Consider the following 16,456-nt stretch of genomic DNA (forward strand, 5'->3'; position numbering starts at 1 on the left):
CAGGAGCCCTCCCATGAACAACACCCTTGCCGGCCGCCTGAATCAGGCGCAGCCGTACGCCCTCGGCCTGTTCCGCATCGTCACCGGCCTGCTGTTCGCCTGCCACGGCGCCGCCTCGCTCTTCGGAGTGCTCGGCGGCAGCGCGGCGCAGACCGGCTCCTGGCCGGGCTGGTACGCGGCCGTCATCCAGCTCGTCGGCGGCGCCCTGGTGCTGCTGGGCGTGGGTACCCGCAGCGCCGCCTTCATAGCCTCCGGCTCGATGGCGTACGCGTACTTCGACGTCCACCAGCCCGAGGGCCTGTTCCCGCTCCAGAACGCGGGTGAGAACGCCGCCCTGTTCTGCTGGGCCTTCCTGCTCCTCGTCTTCACCGGGCCGGGCGCGCTGGCCCTCGACCGGCTCTTCGGCGCGCGCGGCGCGGAGACCGTGCGGGCCCGCGAGGAGGAGCGGCCGGCCGTCACGGCGTGACGGCACGGCACAACACGGCCCCGGCCCGTCCGGTGGCGGAAGCCGCCGCGTAGGCTCGACGCCGTGAACGTGCTCGACAGCGCGGGCTGGTCGCTGCAGGCGCTGACCACGGGCCCGTGGATCTACGCGGCGGTGATGACGTCCATCCTGCTCGACGTCCTGCTGCCCGTACTGCCGAGCGGCATCCTGGTGGTCACGGCGGCGACGGCCTCGTCCGCCGCCGCCGTGGCCGCCGCCCCGGGCGCGGCGGGCGGCTACGCCCCCGCCCTGCTCCCGCTGCTGCTCTGCGCGGCCACCGCCTCCGTGCTCGGCGACCTGCTCGCGTACCGGCTGGCCCGGGGCGGCGGGACCAGGCTGGCGCGGGCCGTCGCCCGCTCCCGGCGCCTGGCCACCGCGCAGGAACGTCTCGGCGAGACGCTGGCGCGCGGCGGCGGACTGCTCGTCGTCCTCGCCCGATTCGCCCCGGCGGGCCGCTCGGTGGTCGCGCTCGGCGCGGGCGTGACCGGCCGCCGGCTCCAGGACTTCCTGCCCTGGTCGGCCCTGGCGGCGGGCGCCTGGGCCACGTACAGCGTCGGGCTCGGCTGGCTGAGCGGGCGCTGGCTGGGCGCGACCTGGCTCGGCGCCTGCGTCCCGGTCCTGGCCCTGTTCCTGGCGGGCGGGGTGGCGGCCTACGTCATACGGCGCCCCGCCGCGGCCCCGGCGACGGCGGGCTGACCGGACGGCTACCGGTCCCCGTGCGGGTGCGCGTGCGCGTGGCCGCCCCGTACCTCCAGTCCGTCCAGGAGGCGCGCGGTGGCCTCGGCGATCTCGTCCACGGCCCGGTCGAACACCTCGCGGTTGTGCGCGGCGGGCGCCCGGAAGCCGGACACCTTGCGCACGAACTGGAGGGCGGCGGCGCGGATGTCGTCCTCGGTGGCCTCCTCGGGGAGGGCCGGCGGTCGGAGGGTCTTGATGCTGCGGCACATACCTCCAGTGTGACGCGCCCCACTGACAACGGCCCGGGACCCGCCGCGCCCCCGCCCCCCCTCGGCTTCCCTCGGCCTCCCTCGGCCTCCCTCGGCCTCCCTCAGCCGCCCTCAGCCGCCCTCAGCCGCCCTCGGCCCCCCTCAGCCGCCGAGCCCGCGTCTGCTGCGCGCGTTGATCTCGGCGGCGCGGGCGCGCAGCTCCCGCATGGGCGTCGCGAGCTGCACGTCGGCCGGTTCGGCCTCCCACGCGCCGCCGCCGTTGACGGGCCGGATGAGGAAGCGGCCGGAGACGCTGTCGACGTAGAAGCCGACCCGCCCGGTAGCGGTATCACGGACGAGGTCACCGACCTCGGGCATGGGCTGCACGCATTGCCTCCGTCCCGTGGGCAGAGAGCCGGCGGGGAAGAGCCGGCGGCGATCAGACAGAGAGTCCGGCAGAGGTTCCCGAAAGGGATTCCGACAGAGATTCCGACAGGGGTTCCGACAGGGGTTCCGACAGAGATCAGGTAGCGGGGATCAGGTAGCAGGGGTCAGGTAGCGGAGATCAGATAGATACACCCAGAGAAGCCCTGAGACCCCCCTCTGTCAACGCATCTCTAGAGATGTCCCCCGAAGGATGGATCGGCGGCGCGGGACGGCGCACAGGTGTACACCACCTCGGAGAACCGGGCCGTAGGGTGTCCCGCAGACGGAAGGGAGTGGTCCACCCATGACTGACCAGGACAGCGGTCGTCGGCCCAAGTACCAGCGGATCGCCGACGAGTTGAGAACCGCGATCCAGTCGGGTGCCTTCGCGCCGGGCGACCGCCTCCCCGGCGAGAACGATCTGATGTCCACCTACGACGTGGCCCGGATGACCGCCCGCCAGGCCCTGTCCGTCCTGCGCAACGAGGGCCTCGCGGAGGCGCGCAAGGGCGCCGGGGTGTTCGTCCGCAGGTTCCGGCCGCTGCGCCGCCGGGGCATCCCCCGGCTCGCGCACACCCACTGGGGTGCCGGCCGCTCGGTCTGGTCGGCGGACATCGAGGACCGGTCCCTCCTGGTGGACCAGATCGAGGTCAGGGCCGCCGCCCCGGCGGGCGCCCGGGTGGCCAGGGTGCTGGACCTGGCCTCGGCGGACGCGTCCGTGTGCGTGCGCAGCCGGCGCTTCGTGCTGGACGAGAAGCCGGTGCTGTTCTCCGTCTCGTACCTCCCGGCGGCCCTCGCGGAGGGCACCGCGATCGCGCAGCAGGACACCGGCCCCGGCGGCACCTACGCCCGACTGGCCGAACTGGGCCACCGGCCGGTCCACTTCCGCGAGGAGATCCGCTCCCGGATGCCGACGGCCGAGGAGGCGGAGCGGCTGGCGCTGGAGTTCGGCACGCCGGTGATCCTGATCTGCCGGACGGCGTTCACGGAGGCGGGGGTTCCGGTGGAGCTGAACGAGATGACGCTGGACTCGGCGTCGTACGTCCTGGAGTACGACTTCGACGCGTGACGAGAGAGAGCCGACGGAGGGATCGGGCTCCGGAAGGAGCGAAATCCGGCCACCGGGCTCCCCACTTCCGCGAACCCGTGGGGAAGTTGTGAAGGCCGTGCGTATCCTGTGTCCTCGCCGGGCGCCCGTAGGGGCGGGCCCGGCCGGTCACCACGCATCCGCCCCACCACGCCAAGGGACACCCATGCTCCGTACGCGCACCGTCGCGACCGCCGCTGCCGCCGCCGCGGCCGGCCTGCTCCTGCTGCCCTCGCCCGCCCAGGCGGCCGGCTCGGTCCACCTGTACAAGATCTACTACGACAGCCCGGGCAAGGACACCCGCAGCACGGCCAGCCTCAACGCCGAGTACGTGCAGATACGCAACACCACCGGCGCCGCGGTGAACCTCCGGGGCTGGACGCTGACGGACGCGTCGAACCACAAGTACACCTTCGGCAACTTCACCCTCGGCAAGGGCAAGACGGTCACCGTCCGCACCGGCCGAGGCACCAACACCGCCACCAACCTCTACCAGGGCCGCGGCGCGTACGTGTGGAACAACGACCGGGACACGGCGACGCTGCGCAAGGCCAACGGCGGCCGGATCGACACCTGCTCGTACAACTCGACCCGGGTCGACTCCGTCATGTGCTGACGCCGCTCCCGGCCGACCCTGCCGACCCCGTCGGCTCCGTCGCCCCCGCCGACCCCGTCGGCTCCTTCGGGCTCTCCTCGCGCTGCGGGGGGAGCCCGTACTGCTGGAGCTCGCTGTTGACCTGCCCACCGAGGGTCATCACGTTGAGCGTGGCCGAGTTCTCGCTGGCGATGGCCTTCTCGACGCGTGCGACCAGCGTCGTGAAGGAGTCCCGATCCGAGAGCCGGTGGTAGGGCCCGACGCGTGCGGCGAAGTAGACCCGCTCGTGGCCGAGGAGTTGCTCGGTGGAGCGGTAGTTCTTCCACTGCTCCCGGTAGCGGTAGACGCTCTCCAGCGACACGGACGCGACGACGACCAGGCTGAGCACGGTGGCGGTGATCCGCGCGAAGCCGAGGTCCAGGTTGACCAGGACCGGCACCAGCGCGCCCCCGACGACCGAGACCGTCCGCATCCGCAGATGCATCGCCTTCATCTTCGTGGCCTTGCGGTCGTACCACTCCTGGTACTGCGCGAGCCGGGTCTCCAGGTAATCCTGCGGCGTCATCGTCGTCACGCCGCTCCGCACGTCCCCGTCGGGCGCGTCCCCCACCTCATCCATGCCTGGGAGTAGACCGCCGCGCCGGAGCGCCCGTCAACCCGGGCCGCCCCTCCGTCCACGGGCGCAGCTTCTCGGGGTTGCGGACGACCCAGATCCGCCCGATGCGCCCGATCCGCCCGCTCGCTTCGTCCCGCCCGTCGTCGGCGAGGTCGAAGGCGGCGACGGTGACGACGGCGCCGCCGGCCTCGGCGACCAGCCCGGGGCGCCCGCCGACCGAGCGCTCCCGGAGCCGCAGCCCCGGGGCCTTGCCGGCGATGAAGAGCAGGTAGTCGGCGATCCGGGCGCCGCCCTCGACGGGCCGCAGGACGGTGCCGACGAGGCCGCCGCCATCGGCGGTCATGACGGCGGCCGGGTCGAGGAGGCCGACGAGCGCCTCGATGTCCTTGGCCTCCCAGGCCTGCTTGAAGTCCCGTACGACACCAGCCTGTCCGGCGGCGGGGGGCCCGGCGGGCGCCCGGGCGCCGTCGATCCGGCGGCGGGCGGAGGAGGCGAGCTGCCGGCAGGCGGCCGGGCTGCGGCCGACGATCTCGGCGACCTCGCCGAAGGGGTACGCGAAGACGTCGTGCAGCACGAAGGCGACGCGCTCGGCGGGCGTCATCGCCTCCAGCACGACGAGGAAGGCCATGTGGACGGACTCGTCGAGGGTGACGCGGTCGGCGGGATCGGCGAGTTCGGAGGGGCGGGCGCCGCCTTCGGCCCGGTCGGGCAGCGGCTCGGGCAGCCAGGCGCCGACGTACCGCTCGCGCCGGACCCGGGCCGAACCGAGCAGATCGAGACAGATCCGCCCGGCGACGGTGGTGAGCCAGGCGCCGGGCACCCGGACGGCGTCGCGGCGCTCGGGGGTCATCGCGTACCAGCGCGCGTACGTCTCCTGGACGGCGTCCTCGGCCTCGGCGAGCGAGCCGAGCAGCCGGTAGGCGAGATCGGTGAGCCGCCGCCGCTCGGAGACGAGTACCCCGGCATCTCCCCCGTACAAGCCCTCGCCCACCGTCCGCCTCACATTCCGGTCCGCCGCGTCGTCAGACGAGCGAAAGCTACCGCGCACGAGCCAAGAAGGACGCCGACATGACAACGACGACAGGACCCACGACCCCCAAGCCCCCCACAACCCCCACAAACCCCGCACCCCCCAAGCTCCCCACGACCCCCGCAACCCCCACACCCCCCACCCCGAAGACCCACACCTTCCTCCGCGTCGCGATCGCCCTCCAGACCGTCACCCTCTTCCTCCAGGCGACGACGGCGGGCCTGCTGCTGACCTCCTCGTACGGCGAACAACTGCACGGCATAGGGGCGCGCGTGATGTACGGGGCGTCGATGCTGTACGTGCTGGCGGCGGTCCTGGCCTGGCGGCCGGGCGGGGGCGGCCCGCGCCCGATCCTGTACGCGACGGGCTTCCTGCTGCTGGCCTCGGCGCAGGTGGTGCTGGGCGTCGCACGGGTGCCTTCGGCGCATGTCCCGCTGGGTGTCCTGATGTTCGGCCTGAGCCTGCTGGCGCTGGCCGCCCACGCCCTGTCACCCCGGCGGCGTCACTGACCGACCCGGCCGTCGACGCACTCGCGCAGCAGGTCGGCGTGGCCGCGGTGGCGGGCGTACTCCTCGATCCGGTGCACCATCAGCTCCCGGATCGAGGTGCCGTCCCCGGCCGCCGCGCCCCCGCGGCGGAGATCGTCGCGGCGGCTGCGGCGGCCGCGGCGGAGTTCCCGCACGTCGAGGACCTGATCGCGGGACTGTGCCGCTGACGGAGCCCCGTCCCCCCACGTCCCGCGTCGCTTCAGCCCGGCTGGACGGCCGACTTCACCAGATCGTTCGCCGCGACGAGGCCCAGCCCCGGGGCGGCTTCCCTGAGGGTCTTCACGGCGCGTACGAAGTCCTGCCCGGGATCGACCCCCGCCGCCGCCAGCGTGCGCGACACCCAGCGGCGGACGTGCTCCCCGTCGTCGTCCGCCGCCCGGCGGTCCAGCACGCGCAGGGCCGCCTCAAGCCCGGGCCGCTCCGCCTCGCCCGCCACGCCCAGTTCGGCCACGAGCTCCGCACGGACGTCTTCCAGGTCGTGCAGCACCACGATGGGCAGTGCGTCATTGCCGAACACGCGAATCTCCTGTCGATCGGGACCTTCAGTCAACACGAAGCCCTCCGACCGAGTCGACCGAGGCCCCGCGCCCCGCTGCGCGCGGACGGTTTCGAACCACCGGCATCTGCTGTGCGAGCGACTGCGGGGCGCCCTCCCCCAGGGGCGGCTCGATGGGCACTACCGCCACGGCGGCTCGCGCGCAACCGCCGTGATCCGCCAGCGCTGTTGTCACCTCTGAAGGTCGGCCCACCGCACTCGACGACTCGCTACCGCTTCTTCCGAAGCTTCTTCATCTTCGCTTCGGCTTCCTTCTTCTTTCGCTGCTCGACCCCGTACGGGGACCACGCACCCTGGTGTTTGGAGCACCGAGAGGTCCCCGTGATCGCCTTGTTCCCACAGCGGCCTCCGCTCTGGGTAGGCGCACCGCACTTCGGCTGAACCATCCCGTCCCCCTTCGTCGCCGGACCCTGAAATGCTTCCAGCAGCCGCCGCGGAAGGGGAGGCGCAACCGAGGCGGACGGCAGCACACCAACGGCACAAGCCCGGAGAGGAAGAGCGTCGTGGCCGAAGACCCGGGCCGGACCTGCCGACCGATGAACGATGCCCCCTCTCGCCTTCGGGCGGGAGGGGGCTGTTTCGTCGTTTCTGCGGCGCCGACTACGACCTGCGGCGCGCCCGGACGGCGTCCGTGTACAGCTCGCGCGTCAGGTCCTCCTCGCCGATGCCGAGCTCGGCCAGGACTGCACGGACATCGTCGAGTGCGCTCTCGACCTGGTCCTCCTCGACTAGCGTCTCGACCTCCAAGAACGTCCCGTCGACCTCGGGGACGCGGACGAGGGTGGCCAGGAACCGCCGCCCTCGGGACTCGAAAATGTAGTTCCGGCACCGCTTCTCGAACGCGATCACGGGTACAAAGCCGAGGCCCCGCACGATTGCGTGTGCGGCGTCGGCGTCCTCCACCCGGGTCTCGTGCTCCGGTTTCGAGCCGGACTCCTTGTCGACCGCAGCACCCTTGTACGTGAGGACCGTCCGGGTGTCGTCGGGCCCGTGCACGGTACGGATGCGCAGCTCAGCGCCCCGGGCATCAAGGCCACCGTCGGGCGCGTCGTAGTAGGTGTCCTGGTAGACCTCGGACACACCGGATGCGCGCTCATCCAGCCGTCGCACCGTCTCCTCCGGCGCGTGCACGCGGGCCTTCAGTTCCGCCTCGATCACAGGTGTCTCCCTTCCCTCACACTGTCCGCTCCGCGCCGTCGAGGAGCGCCTCGAACATCCGCCGGAAACCTCGGTAGAAGGGACCGTGCGGGGTCTCCATCACCTTGTACGTCGCCGACTCGTGGCCCTCCCAACCCGTGTCGAAGGCGCCGACGAACATCGTGCCGTCGAGGCGGATGATGCGCCAGGTCGGCAGCTGACGGTAGCGGTAGACCTGAACGTCGCCCTGAAGCTCGCGCAGGCGGGCCTCGGCAAGGCGGATACCGCTGGCCATGGACTCGGACGACTCGCCAATCTCGGCAGCGCGGCGAGCGGTCGCCTGCGACTCCGGGTCGAGGAGCAGCACACGCACACGGAGGCCTCGGCCACCGAGGTCTCGGGGCAGGCAGTACTCCCGCAAGAGGCTGTCGTTGAGCCCGATGAGGCCGAGGCCGCGCACAGCCAGAACATCGAGCTCTTCGGCAGCAGCCGCGTGTTGGCGGATCTCCGTGCGCGCAGCGGCCTGAGAGGAGTAGACCCGGACCACTTCAGGGAAGGCGGCGAGGTCGAAGGCAGCGCCGCCCGCCCGTTTCTCCCGGCTGGCCGCGAGGCCGAGGAGGTGCCGGGCGTCGTCGGGCATGGTGAGTCCGTCTGCGATCCGCTCGTACACGTCGAGCTGGGTAACCGTCCGACGACCGTTGATGATCTCGTTGACGCGCCCTTGAGAGAGGTCGACGGCACCGGCGATGCGGGCCTGGCTGGCCCCGCTGTGGTGCTGGACGTAGCGGAATACGGCAGCGATGTCCCGGGCGCGCAGGGCTCGGCGGACCTCTGCCCGTTCCCACGTCCAGGCCTCCAACTGGATTGGTCCGGTGGTCATGTGATGCCCCCTTGTCCAGCGTGAGATCGAAATGCATCTCACGGTGAGATTACCGCTCTGGGATCGAATCACCACCCTCCGTCACAAGATCCTTATGGCGTGACGATCCGAGGCGGCCGGAAGGACCCGCGCCGTGCGCTGGCATACCCGCCACCCAACCCATCAGGAGCGAGCATGGACGAGCAGCCCCAGCACGACAGGCCGGCCGACACGCTGGTCGCCGTCGACCTCGGCGCCGCGCTCGCCACGGCGGCTGACGGGATAGAGGGTCACGTCGAGACGGAGGCCGAGCGGCACATCACCGCCGCCGTCCAGCTGGAGCACCACTGCCCGACGGACGCCGCCATCGCCCAGCTCACGGACAATCTCCTCACGTACTGCTCGTCCCTCGCCGACGGCGTCGCCCTGATCCCGGAGGCCGAGCGGCCCGCGCGCGGCACGGCCGCCGTACGCATGTGGACCGAGCTCGTCCAGGCCGGACTGGAGGACGGCCCGCTCGCGAACTGGAGCTACGCCCGCCAACTCGGCATCGCCGGCCGCGCGCTCCTCTACGAGCTCCGCGAGCACCGGCGCACCGGCCGCCGCCGCGCCGCGTTCGTCGGCCGCACCGAGCTCCCGCCCGCCCCCGCGGAGTGGCCGTGACGGAGCTCGGACGGCAGATCTGCTACTGCGTGATCGTCCTCGCCCTGCTCGGCCTCATCGTCATCGGCATCACCACCTGAGAGCTCCCGTCCTGGGTCGGCCAGGGCGGGCCAGGCGCACCATCCGCTGTGGAACGGTCCGGCGGACGAGCGGATTCCCGTCGCCGCGGGTGGCCAGCATTCCGACGAGTCCGGGCCGATCGTGATCATCCCGAAGGAGAAGAAGGACAAGAAGTAGTCCCTACCCCCCTACGCTGCCGGTCAGAAAGGAGGTTCACCGCATGGACGACACGCAGGACCAGCACGAGCCAGAGGACTGGACCGACCCCCAGTACGAGGACGCCGTGGCGGCGGTGCACGCCGCCGAGATCCCGGTGTCCCCGGCTCCTGACCGACAGCCCACCAGGCCCGCGCGCGGCTTCATCGTGCCGACGAGGGCCTGACCAGACCGGCCCGGCCCGGCCGCTACCAGCTCCCCGGCCAGCCGGCTGGCGGGGGTCGCCCCCACCCGCTCGCGGACGCCACTCAGGGCCGTGCGGGGCTGGTGCCATCCACCGTCGTTGATGTCAGATCCGGATGTCACCTGTCGCCGGTCCGCGAACGGCCGCAGACAGCCCGAGCCGTAGGCGCCATACTCGCCGCGTGCGCGTAAACAAACATGCTCAGGTGGCCCTTCGGTGCGGTGTCTGGGTCGGTGCGACTCTCACCGCGCCCCTGCTGCTGGTGGCCGGCGGCCCGGTGTACGAGCGCCTGACGCGGTACCTGTACCGCGACGAGGGGCCGGGGCTCCTCGCTAAGGAAGAAGGCTGGGTGCACCCGGGGTACTGGGTCGTGACCAACAGTCTGGTCCGAGCCCTGACCTGGCCGACCCGGCGGGACGGGCTGTTGAGGGCAGCCCGGATGCGCGAGCCCTCTACCGGTTGATCGGGATCTCGTAAACGATCTCGCACAAGGCAGCCGGGACGGCCATGTCCGCCGCCTCCACCAGCCGCTCCTCGTCGCTGTAGAGCGGGTGGCTGGTGAGGTACACGAGGACGATCCCGAGGGACGCCGGCGCAAGCAGACGCTTCCCCTCCCCGCGATCTGCGTCGCCCTCCTGCGATGGCAGCGTCTCAAACAAGCCGCTGCCCGCGCAGCGTGCCGGAGAGTGACCGCCCCTGACCGCCCCCGTCGATGTCAGAAGCAGATGTCAAAGGCCCCCAGCCATGATCGGCTGGGGGCCTCTGCACTGGTGGGCGCGGACGGTTTCGAACCGCCGACATCTGCTTTGTAAGACCGCGTGGACAGCGATCGGTGTGGGGGCTGTGGCGGCTCCGGCGGCCGGGTGGCTGATCAGCGTCTTGGCGAAAGGAAATGCCCCCTCTCACCTTCGGGCGGGAGGGGTCATTCGACGTTTCTGCGGATCACGGGCTGTGCGAGGGTGGCCCCCATGAGTGAGTGGACAGTGCATGGGGCGCGCCCCGTCTACAGCAGCCCTTGGGTCAGCCTCGACCTTGTCGACGTCGAGCCGCCGGGCCACGACCGCTACGAACACCACCTGATCAAGCTGGCGCCAGTCGCCGCCGTCGTCCTGGTCGACAACGCCGACCGTGTCCTGCTCATGTGGCGGCATCGGTTCGCGACTGGCTCGTGGTCGTGGGAGATCCCGAGCGGCATCGTGGAGGACGGCGAGACGCCTGAGGCGGCCGCTATCCGCGAGGTACTGGAGGAGACCGGCTACGAGATCCCGCCCGACCAGGTGACCCCGCTCGCCTACAACGAGCCCATCGGCGGCATGTGCAACGCCGTGCACCACGTCTACCTCGCCCGAGGCGCCCGAAAGATCTCCGAACCGGTCGACACTCACGAGGCAGACCGCATCGAGTGGATCGCCCTCGACAAGATCCAGGACATGATCGACGCCCGGCAAATCGTCGCGGGGGTCGCTGTCACGGGCCTGCTTCAACTGCTGGCGCGCCGCCCATGACGGCTGGCGCGGCGGCGACGAGCTCGCGCAGGTCGCGCGCGGGAGCGGCCGCCGCTTCGCGCGCCGGGATCGCGGCGAGCACTTCACGGGCCCGTGAGATCACGATCCCGGTGAAGTGCTCGGGTGGCAGTGCCAGCAGCAGGCGTTCCGTGGCTCGGCAGGCGACCGACACCTCGCCCACCGCGACCAGGCTCTGCGCCTCGTCCATCGAGATCAGCGCCTGGTCGAGGTACTCCGTCGGCGAGTACAGGCCGCGCGCCCGGTGCAGGGCAGCCTGCGCACGTCGCGTATCGCCCAACGTGGTCCACATGCTGCCTCCGTGCCACACGAGCTGCCGCTCCGTGTACCCGTATGCCGTGTCAGAGGTGTCCGCCGCCCCGAGGCGCGCGAACGCCGCCTCGGCGAGGGCAAGAGCGTCCTGCGCCTCGCGCGCTCGCCCCATCCGGGCCAGGGCCCGCGCCTCTAGCGCCGGGGCCCACGCCGCCGTCGCGCACACCGAAGAGCCAGCAACGAGTCGCGCCTGCTCGGCGAGTTGCAGGGCAGCCGCCGGCGCACCGAAGTAGAAGGGGATAACCGCCTCGCGGGCGAGAAGCCACGCCCGCAACGCCCGATCGCCCGTCTCTTCCGCGAGTCGCTGCCCGAGGTGATACCAGGAACGCGCCTCCCGGTGATCCCCGAGGGCCACAAGCGCTATCCCCGTAGTGCCGGCGAGCTGCGCCGCGATCCTGCACAACCGGGCGCGGACGTCGGCTGGCTGCCGCTCTGCGAGCAGGCCCTTGACAGCCTGGAAGTCGGCAACGGATCCGGCAAGGAGCTTTGACGGCGGCAGGACCTGATACTCGTGGCCGTGTTCAGCGGCGCTGCGCTCCAGCTGATCAAGCGTGGTCTCGGCGACGGATCCGGCGAGGAGCGCCGCCGTGCTCACCCGCAGCGCGGGGAGGGACATCGGCCCTGCTGCCGCCTCGGGCCGCGCTGGGGAGGAACTGTGCGACTTGGGCACAGACAGTGCTGGCTCGCCCTGGGTGGGCGTGTAGTCGGAACCGAACCCGAGCCGGTTGGGGCGCGTGCGGTACAGACGGCACAAGCGATCGAGGTTGGCGTCGCCAGGCCGCCCCTTCCCGCGCTCCCAGCTCGACAACTGCTGAACGGTGACTCGCGCCCCGAGGGCTGCCAGTTGCGTGCGGGCGTCCGTGAGCGTCCAGTCGTTCGCCAGACGATGGGCTTGCAATAGTCCGCACGCGGTTTCGCGATGGATCGCTGCGGCGGTCTGCCACGGCGTCCAGCTCTCGGCATCGGCCTGGGCCGTGATGGCCCGGGCCGCACTTCGCTTGCTGTCACTGCGCGGCATGAAGCCCCCCCAAAACTCACGGTAGTTGCTGGCCTTGGGGCTGTGGGCCGTTTTTCATCTCCGCCCAATGAGCGGCACACCGAAATCACCTCAGCGTCATGACGTACCGATGTTTTCACCGCCCCGAAGCCATGGTGCGAAGCCTCCGATCGAGGTCAAAGTGCAGGTCGGCAAGGAGCAGACGTCATCCATCAGGAGCGAGCATGGACGAGCAGCCACAGCACGACAGGCCGGCCGAGACGCTGGTGGCCGTCGACCTCGTCGGCGCGCTCACCGCTGCGGCCGACGGCATAGAGGGACACGTCGAGACGGAAGCCGAGCGGTACATCACCGCCGCCGTCCAACTGGAGCACCACTGCCCGACCGACGCCGCCATCGCCCAGCTCACGGACAATCTCCTCACGTACTGCTCGTCCCTCGCCGACGGCGTCGCCCTGATCCCGGAGGCCGAGCGGCCCGCGCGCGGCACGGCCGCCGTACGGATGTGGACCGAGCTCGTCCAGGCCGGCCCGGGGGACGGCCCGCTCGCGAACTGGAGCTACGCCCGTCAGCTCGGCATCGCCGGCCGCGCGCTCCTCCACGAGCTCCGCGAACACCGGCACACCAGCAGCCGCCGCGCGCGGTTCGTCGGCCGCACCGAGCTCCCGCCCGTCCCCGCAGAGTGGCCGTGACGGAGCTCGGACGGCAGATCTGCTACTGCGTGATCGTCCTCAGCCTGCTCGGCCTCATCGCCATCGGCGTCACCACCTGATCTCCCGCCCTGGGTCGGCCAGGGCGGGCACGTGCACTATCGAGAATCCACCAGGAGGAACCATGGCCTGCACCAACCAGCCGTCGAAGCCGCCGCCGCCCTGCGCGCCGACCGGCCCCGTCGGCGCCAGCCCGCGCGCGCTGCTCAGCGACGCGGCGTTCAACGGCGTGATGCACACCGTCCTGGACAACAACCCCGGCTGGGACCGGTTCTACGCCGGCCGGATCGTCGAGGAGGCACTCAAGTTCGTGGCCGCCGCCGCGCTCTTCCCGCAGGTGCGGATCTCCCCGACGGAGGAGGTCGACGAGGGCTGGCACGCGCTCATCCTGCACACCCACCTGTACGCCACCCTGTGCAGCCAGCTCGGCCGAACGGTCCACCACTACCCCGAGCGGCCCGAGGCGGCCCGGCACGACCCGGACACCCTCACCCGCACCATGGCCCTGATCGAGCAGGCCGGGTACACCCCGGATACCGAGCTCTGGACCGGGCGCACGGACACCCTGGTCGGGGCGACCCGTCACACCCCGATGCCGGGCGGCTGCGGGCCGATCAACCCCGGCAACTGCGCCTCGCACTGCAACAACGGCGGAAGCGGTGGCAGTGAGGGCGACGACAACTAGGCTCGACAGCCCCTACAGAGGAGAGCCATGGACGCGCGCGAGGTCTCAGCCCTACACGATGCGATGCTGCAGCACGGAATTCCCGGGACCCTTCAGCCGAAGGACCCGGACTACCCGGCCGGCACGTGGCAGGTGGTCGATCCTGAAGGACGGGACATCACCGAGGCGACCCTCGCCACCGCGGCTGCCGCCGCCCGGAAGCGTCCCACCCGCGGGTTCGTGATCGCCCGCTAGCCGCAGCAAGAGCGCCCCGGCCGGTATCCGTTCCCCCACGGCCGGCCGGGGCTGTCTCACCAGCTCAGCAAGAGGGACGCCGATCGCGTAGGCGATGAGGAGCAGCATGTCGAACAGGGGCGTCGCGTTGCCCTGCTCGATCCGGTTGTAGCTGGGCCGGCTGATGCCGGACCTGTTCGCCACCGCCTCCTGGGTCAGGTTCCGGTGGATCCGTGCCGCTCGGATCTGGTCGCCGATCTGCCGTCGGCGGTCGAGGACCCAGTCTAGGGGTGGGGTGGAGCGTGGCACGTGCTCCACGCTCACTGGATCAAGATCAAAAAGCTGCAGGGCAGACCCTACTTCGTTTGATCTTGCAACCGTCGGGTGTCAGACATGCATTCCCACGCCACGTCCGTACGCCTGGCTCCGCTGGAGCGTACGGACCAGGTAGCGGCAGGTGTACATGCATCCGCCGCCGCTACCAGCGCTCTGGTTTCGGCCAGAGCAGAGCTGCCCCGTCCCTTCGTGGAACGGGGCAGCGCCATGTGAACGACCGTGTACGAGAAGGCCCCCCACCGATCTACCCGGCGGGGGCCTCTGCCTATGGAGCCGGCCTCCCCGCCAAGCTGCGAAACACGAGAGGCTCCTCAACCGCTGACGGTTGAGGAGCCTTTACCGCGTTCTACCTGCGGTTTCTCATTGTGGGCGCGGACGGTTTCGAACCGCCGACATCTGCTTTGTAAGAGCAGCGCTCTACCCCTGAGCTACGCACCCGTGGAAGGAAGCAACAGCGTACATGGCGCACGGGTGGGGACCGCAAACCGATAGAAGGGGGTTCGCGGTGAACTGATCAGGCCGTGTCTTCGTCCCTAGCGGGTGGGAGAATGAACCGGACCGGGCACGGCGGGCACAGCACGGGAGAGGAAACGTGGCGGCGACCGAGGACAGGGGCGGGGCGGCGGCCGGGGTGACCGGTGTGGTTCGGCTGGGGCTCGTGCTGCCGGCGCTTCTCCTCGCGGTGCTGCCGGGCGCCTTCGCCGGCGGTGGGACGCGGCGCTGGTTCGGGGGGCGCGACGAGAGCCGGCGGGCCGAGGCGCAGGCCGCCAAGGACGCCGCCGCCTCGGCCTTCTACGAGCTCGACACCGCCCAGCGCGGGCTGCGGATCTCCGTCGAGACCATCACCGCCGCCGACGACTCCCCCGACGCCCGCCGCGCCGTCGAGGGCTTCGCCGCGCTCGGGCGGCGGATCGACGAGGCCAGCCACGGGTACATCGAGGCCGTCGACGCCCACGACCTCGACAGCGAACTGCTCGACGGCGCGGCCGCCTCCCGCGCCACCGCCGCCCTCGGGCGGGCCCGCGACGAGCTCCAGCGGGTCAAGGGCGAGCTCGACCGGTTCGAACAGGGCCTCGCGCCGCTGCTCGGCCGGGCGGAGACGCAGCTCGCCCGGCTCGTGCCCGCCGTCGAGCGCGCCCGGCAGGCCCTGCGCGAGGCCGCGGTCGCCCTGGACACCACCCGCGAGCAGGGCTTCCGGGCCGACGAGCTCGCGCGGCGGCTCGCGCTGCTCGGGCCCGAGCTGACCCGCCTCAACGAGGGCGCCGGCCGGCACGGCGTCGCCGAGACCCTGGAGCGCGCCGACCGCGTCCTGCGCGAGGCCGAGGCGGTGCGGGCCGAGGCGGCCCGGGTGCCCGAGCGGGCCGGCGAGACCGACAAGCGGCTCGTGTCCCTGCGGACCCGCTCCCAGGCCCTCGCCACCCGCGCCGAGGGCGTCGAGCCGGTCCTGTCGGAGCTGCGCCGCCGGTTCTCGGCCGCCTGCTGGCAGGACCTCCAGCACGTGCCCGAGCAGGCCGCCACCGCCGCCCGCCAGGCCGAGGAGCGGCTGGCCGAGGCCGCGAAGGCGCGCGACGAGCAGCGCTGGCCCGACGCCACCGCGCTGCTCGCCACCGCCCGCGCCCTGCTCGACTCCGGCGACGAGGGCGTGGCCGCCGCCGGGGACCGGCTGCGGCGGCTGAACGCCGTCGCCAAGGACCCGGGGGCCGAGATCGACCGCGCCCGCTTCGCCGTACGGGACGCCCAGCGGCTCGCCATGGCCGGGCGCACCACCCCCGAGCCCCGGCACGCCCGGCCGCTGGACGAGGCCGTGGCCCGCATCGACCGCGCGGTCGCCGGGCTCGACAGCGGGCGGCACCCCGACTACTGGGCCTTCCTGACGGAGCTGGAGGCGATCCGGGGCACGGCCGCCCGGGTCGTCGAGCAGATCCGGGAGGAGCGGGGGAAGCCCTAGGGCCGGTGGATCATGCCCGGGGTCGCGGCGCCTGTCACGGCACCGCGCCCTGTCCGACCCCGATCCACCGGAAACGCCCGAGCGGCACGCCGTACGCTGAGCCCATGCCTCGTTACGAGTACCGCTGCCGCACCTGCGGCGACACCTTCGAGCTCAGCCGCCCGATGGCCGAGTCCGCCGCCCCCGCCGCCTGCCCCGCCGGGCACGACGACACCGTGAAGCTGCTCTCCGCCGTCGCGGTCGGGGGCTCCAAGGGCTCCTCCGCCGCGCCCGCCGCAGGTGGCGGCGGGGGCGGCGGCTGCTGCGGGGGCGGGTGCTGCGGATAGCCGACGGACGGCGGAGCCC

General features: G+C 71.9%; 22 protein-coding genes, 1 tRNA gene and 3 pseudogenes. 14 read left to right on the forward strand and 12 right to left on the reverse strand.

All coding sequences use genetic code 11. The annotated features are described in order from the left end of the window. Window positions 1-13: 13 nt before the first annotated feature. Window positions 14-466: a DoxX family protein gene (locus ACZ6J5_RS04465; RefSeq protein ID WP_469387539.1), complete on the forward strand. Its 453-nt coding sequence runs from the start codon at window positions 14-16 to the stop codon at window positions 464-466. Window positions 467-535: 69 nt separating this feature from the next. Next, a complete protein-coding gene (locus tag ACZ6J5_RS04470; RefSeq protein ID WP_469388646.1) occupies window positions 536-1,180 on the forward strand; it encodes a DedA family protein in 645 nt (214 codons plus the stop codon). A gap of 8 nt (window positions 1,181-1,188) precedes the next feature. Here ACZ6J5_RS04470 and ACZ6J5_RS04475 read toward each other — a convergent pair whose 3' ends face one another. Both ACZ6J5_RS04475 and ACZ6J5_RS04480 read right to left on the reverse strand, forming a co-directional pair. Further along, window positions 1,189-1,431, reverse strand: a complete 243-nt coding sequence (locus ACZ6J5_RS04475) for a DUF2277 domain-containing protein (protein WP_469387540.1) — start codon at window positions 1,429-1,431, stop codon at window positions 1,189-1,191. Between the two features lie 141 nt (window positions 1,432-1,572). Next, window positions 1,573-1,788, reverse strand: a complete 216-nt coding sequence (locus ACZ6J5_RS04480) for a hypothetical protein (RefSeq protein WP_469388647.1) — start codon at window positions 1,786-1,788, stop codon at window positions 1,573-1,575. Window positions 1,789-2,140: 352 nt separating this feature from the next. On the opposite strand from ACZ6J5_RS04480, the gene ACZ6J5_RS04485 reads away from it, so the two are divergent. Continuing rightward, window positions 2,141-2,905, forward strand: a complete 765-nt coding sequence (locus ACZ6J5_RS04485; protein ID WP_469387541.1) for a GntR family transcriptional regulator — start codon at window positions 2,141-2,143, stop codon at window positions 2,903-2,905. Between the two features lie 184 nt (window positions 2,906-3,089). After that, window positions 3,090-3,539, forward strand: a complete 450-nt coding sequence (locus ACZ6J5_RS04490; RefSeq protein WP_469387542.1) for a lamin tail domain-containing protein — start codon at window positions 3,090-3,092, stop codon at window positions 3,537-3,539. Here ACZ6J5_RS04490 and ACZ6J5_RS04495 read toward each other — a convergent pair. Beyond that, window positions 3,529-4,137 carry a DUF4231 domain-containing protein gene (locus tag ACZ6J5_RS04495; RefSeq protein WP_469387543.1) on the reverse strand — a complete coding sequence of 203 codons (609 nt, stop codon included), beginning with the start codon at window positions 4,135-4,137 and terminating at the stop codon, window positions 3,529-3,531. The genes ACZ6J5_RS04490 and ACZ6J5_RS04495 overlap by 11 nt on opposite strands. After that, entirely contained in the window at window positions 4,130-5,113 is a 984-nt protein-coding gene (gene sigJ, locus ACZ6J5_RS04500; RefSeq protein ID WP_469387544.1) for an RNA polymerase sigma factor SigJ, read from the reverse strand. The genes ACZ6J5_RS04495 and sigJ overlap by 8 nt, the downstream gene beginning before the upstream one ends. An 89-nt stretch (window positions 5,114-5,202) precedes the next feature. On the opposite strand from sigJ, the gene ACZ6J5_RS04505 reads away from it, so the two are divergent. Continuing rightward, complete coding sequence (locus ACZ6J5_RS04505; protein WP_469387545.1) at window positions 5,203-5,673, forward strand: hypothetical protein; 471 nt, start codon at window positions 5,203-5,205, stop codon at window positions 5,671-5,673. Here the strand turns inward: ACZ6J5_RS04505 and ACZ6J5_RS04510 are convergent. From ACZ6J5_RS04510 to ACZ6J5_RS04525, 4 genes and pseudogenes are all read right to left on the reverse strand, one after another. Further along, a pseudogene (locus ACZ6J5_RS04510) lies at window positions 5,667-5,777 on the reverse strand (mycothiol transferase); the annotation flags it as partial. The gene ACZ6J5_RS04505 and the pseudogene ACZ6J5_RS04510 sit on opposite strands and share 7 nt — an antisense overlap. A gap of 134 nt (window positions 5,778-5,911) precedes the next feature. After that, the gene (locus ACZ6J5_RS04515) at window positions 5,912-6,229 is read right to left on the reverse strand and encodes a hypothetical protein (protein WP_469387547.1); all 318 of its coding nucleotides are present in this window, start codon (window positions 6,227-6,229) and stop codon (window positions 5,912-5,914) included. A 639-nt stretch (window positions 6,230-6,868) separates the two neighbouring features. Then, a complete protein-coding gene (gene cyaB, locus ACZ6J5_RS04520) occupies window positions 6,869-7,426 on the reverse strand; it encodes a class IV adenylate cyclase (RefSeq protein WP_469387549.1) in 558 nt (185 codons plus the stop codon). 16 nt (window positions 7,427-7,442) lie between these two features. Then, window positions 7,443-8,285: a helix-turn-helix domain-containing protein gene (locus ACZ6J5_RS04525; RefSeq protein WP_469387550.1), complete on the reverse strand. Its 843-nt coding sequence runs from the start codon at window positions 8,283-8,285 to the stop codon at window positions 7,443-7,445. Between the two features lie 174 nt (window positions 8,286-8,459). Here ACZ6J5_RS04525 and ACZ6J5_RS04530 point away from each other — a divergent pair, with 174 nt between their 5' ends. The 3 genes from ACZ6J5_RS04530 (at window position 8,460) to ACZ6J5_RS04540 (ending at window position 9,850) form a co-directional block, all read left to right on the forward strand. After that, window positions 8,460-8,927, forward strand: coding sequence for a DUF6415 family natural product biosynthesis protein (locus ACZ6J5_RS04530; protein ID WP_469387552.1), 468 nt, complete (start codon window positions 8,460-8,462; stop codon window positions 8,925-8,927). A gap of 280 nt (window positions 8,928-9,207) precedes the next feature. Further along, window positions 9,208-9,369, forward strand: a complete 162-nt coding sequence (locus ACZ6J5_RS04535) for a hypothetical protein (protein ID WP_469387554.1) — start codon at window positions 9,208-9,210, stop codon at window positions 9,367-9,369. Window positions 9,370-9,592: 223 nt separating this feature from the next. Beyond that, a complete protein-coding gene (locus ACZ6J5_RS04540; protein WP_469387556.1) occupies window positions 9,593-9,850 on the forward strand; it encodes a hypothetical protein in 258 nt (85 codons plus the stop codon). On the opposite strand, the pseudogene ACZ6J5_RS04545 reads toward ACZ6J5_RS04540, so the two are convergent. Then, window positions 9,840-9,971: pseudogene (locus ACZ6J5_RS04545) on the reverse strand (GntR family transcriptional regulator); the annotation flags it as partial. The gene ACZ6J5_RS04540 and the pseudogene ACZ6J5_RS04545 sit on opposite strands and share 11 nt — an antisense overlap. A 384-nt stretch (window positions 9,972-10,355) precedes the next feature. Between ACZ6J5_RS04545 and ACZ6J5_RS04550 the strand changes: the two are divergent. After that, window positions 10,356-10,892: an NUDIX hydrolase gene (locus ACZ6J5_RS04550; protein WP_469387558.1), complete on the forward strand. Its 537-nt coding sequence runs from the start codon at window positions 10,356-10,358 to the stop codon at window positions 10,890-10,892. Here ACZ6J5_RS04550 and ACZ6J5_RS04555 read toward each other — a convergent pair. Further along, window positions 10,855-12,240 carry a helix-turn-helix domain-containing protein gene (locus ACZ6J5_RS04555; RefSeq protein ID WP_469387560.1) on the reverse strand — a complete coding sequence of 462 codons (1,386 nt, stop codon included), beginning with the start codon at window positions 12,238-12,240 and terminating at the stop codon, window positions 10,855-10,857. The two genes, ACZ6J5_RS04550 and ACZ6J5_RS04555, sit on opposite strands and share 38 nt — an antisense overlap. A 203-nt stretch (window positions 12,241-12,443) precedes the next feature. Between ACZ6J5_RS04555 and ACZ6J5_RS04560 the strand changes: the two genes are divergently transcribed. The 3 genes from ACZ6J5_RS04560 (at window position 12,444) to ACZ6J5_RS04570 (ending at window position 13,848) form a co-directional block, all read left to right on the forward strand. Then, window positions 12,444-12,911 carry a DUF6415 family natural product biosynthesis protein gene (locus ACZ6J5_RS04560; protein WP_469387562.1) on the forward strand — a complete coding sequence of 156 codons (468 nt, stop codon included), beginning with the start codon at window positions 12,444-12,446 and terminating at the stop codon, window positions 12,909-12,911. A 142-nt stretch (window positions 12,912-13,053) separates the two neighbouring features. Then, a complete protein-coding gene (locus ACZ6J5_RS04565) occupies window positions 13,054-13,614 on the forward strand; it encodes a glycine-rich domain-containing protein (RefSeq protein WP_469387564.1) in 561 nt (186 codons plus the stop codon). 27 nt (window positions 13,615-13,641) lie between these two features. Continuing rightward, window positions 13,642-13,848 carry a hypothetical protein gene (locus tag ACZ6J5_RS04570; RefSeq protein ID WP_469387566.1) on the forward strand — a complete coding sequence of 69 codons (207 nt, stop codon included), beginning with the start codon at window positions 13,642-13,644 and terminating at the stop codon, window positions 13,846-13,848. Window positions 13,849-13,914: 66 nt separating this feature from the next. On the opposite strand, the pseudogene ACZ6J5_RS04575 reads toward ACZ6J5_RS04570, so the two are convergent. Beyond that, window positions 13,915-14,151: pseudogene (locus ACZ6J5_RS04575) on the reverse strand (helix-turn-helix domain-containing protein); the annotation flags it as partial. 378 nt (window positions 14,152-14,529) lie between these two features. Then, a tRNA-Val gene (locus ACZ6J5_RS04580) sits at window positions 14,530-14,601 on the reverse strand. A gap of 154 nt (window positions 14,602-14,755) precedes the next feature. On the opposite strand from ACZ6J5_RS04580, the gene ACZ6J5_RS04585 reads away from it, so the two are divergent. Continuing rightward, window positions 14,756-16,111, forward strand: coding sequence for a hypothetical protein (locus ACZ6J5_RS04585; protein ID WP_469387568.1), 1,356 nt, complete (start codon window positions 14,756-14,758; stop codon window positions 16,109-16,111). A 104-nt stretch (window positions 16,112-16,215) separates the two neighbouring features. Continuing rightward, complete coding sequence (locus ACZ6J5_RS04590) at window positions 16,216-16,437, forward strand: FmdB family zinc ribbon protein (protein WP_469387569.1); 222 nt, start codon at window positions 16,216-16,218, stop codon at window positions 16,435-16,437. The last annotated feature ends 19 nt before the right edge of the window (window positions 16,438-16,456 follow it).

Source organism: Streptomyces sp. NPDC042100 (genome assembly GCF_055582325.1).

What these genes read in the sequence shown, in the direction of transcription:
- ACZ6J5_RS04465 (WP_469387539.1), top strand. Translation starts at nt 14, where the DNA reads ATGAACAACACCCTTGCCGGCCGCCTGAATCAGGCGCAGCCGTACGCC.
- ACZ6J5_RS04475 (WP_469387540.1), bottom strand. Translation starts at nt 1,431, where the DNA reads ATGTGCCGCAGCATCAAGACCCTCCGACCGCCGGCCCTCCCCGAGGAG.
- ACZ6J5_RS04480 (WP_469388647.1), bottom strand. Translation starts at nt 1,788, where the DNA reads ATGCCCGAGGTCGGTGACCTCGTCCGTGATACCGCTACCGGGCGGGTC.
- ACZ6J5_RS04485 (WP_469387541.1), top strand. Translation starts at nt 2,141, where the DNA reads ATGACTGACCAGGACAGCGGTCGTCGGCCCAAGTACCAGCGGATCGCC.
- ACZ6J5_RS04490 (WP_469387542.1), top strand. Translation starts at nt 3,090, where the DNA reads ATGCTCCGTACGCGCACCGTCGCGACCGCCGCTGCCGCCGCCGCGGCC.
- ACZ6J5_RS04495 (WP_469387543.1), bottom strand. Translation starts at nt 4,137, where the DNA reads ATGGATGAGGTGGGGGACGCGCCCGACGGGGACGTGCGGAGCGGCGTG.
- ACZ6J5_RS04505 (WP_469387545.1), top strand. Translation starts at nt 5,203, where the DNA reads ATGACAACGACGACAGGACCCACGACCCCCAAGCCCCCCACAACCCCC.
- ACZ6J5_RS04525 (WP_469387550.1), bottom strand. Translation starts at nt 8,285, where the DNA reads ATGACCACCGGACCAATCCAGTTGGAGGCCTGGACGTGGGAACGGGCA.
- ACZ6J5_RS04530 (WP_469387552.1), top strand. Translation starts at nt 8,460, where the DNA reads ATGGACGAGCAGCCCCAGCACGACAGGCCGGCCGACACGCTGGTCGCC.
- ACZ6J5_RS04535 (WP_469387554.1), top strand. Translation starts at nt 9,208, where the DNA reads ATGGACGACACGCAGGACCAGCACGAGCCAGAGGACTGGACCGACCCC.
- ACZ6J5_RS04550 (WP_469387558.1), top strand. Translation starts at nt 10,356, where the DNA reads ATGAGTGAGTGGACAGTGCATGGGGCGCGCCCCGTCTACAGCAGCCCT.
- ACZ6J5_RS04555 (WP_469387560.1), bottom strand. Translation starts at nt 12,240, where the DNA reads ATGCCGCGCAGTGACAGCAAGCGAAGTGCGGCCCGGGCCATCACGGCC.
- ACZ6J5_RS04560 (WP_469387562.1), top strand. Translation starts at nt 12,444, where the DNA reads ATGGACGAGCAGCCACAGCACGACAGGCCGGCCGAGACGCTGGTGGCC.
- ACZ6J5_RS04565 (WP_469387564.1), top strand. Translation starts at nt 13,054, where the DNA reads ATGGCCTGCACCAACCAGCCGTCGAAGCCGCCGCCGCCCTGCGCGCCG.
- ACZ6J5_RS04570 (WP_469387566.1), top strand. Translation starts at nt 13,642, where the DNA reads ATGGACGCGCGCGAGGTCTCAGCCCTACACGATGCGATGCTGCAGCAC.
- ACZ6J5_RS04590 (WP_469387569.1), top strand. Translation starts at nt 16,216, where the DNA reads ATGCCTCGTTACGAGTACCGCTGCCGCACCTGCGGCGACACCTTCGAG.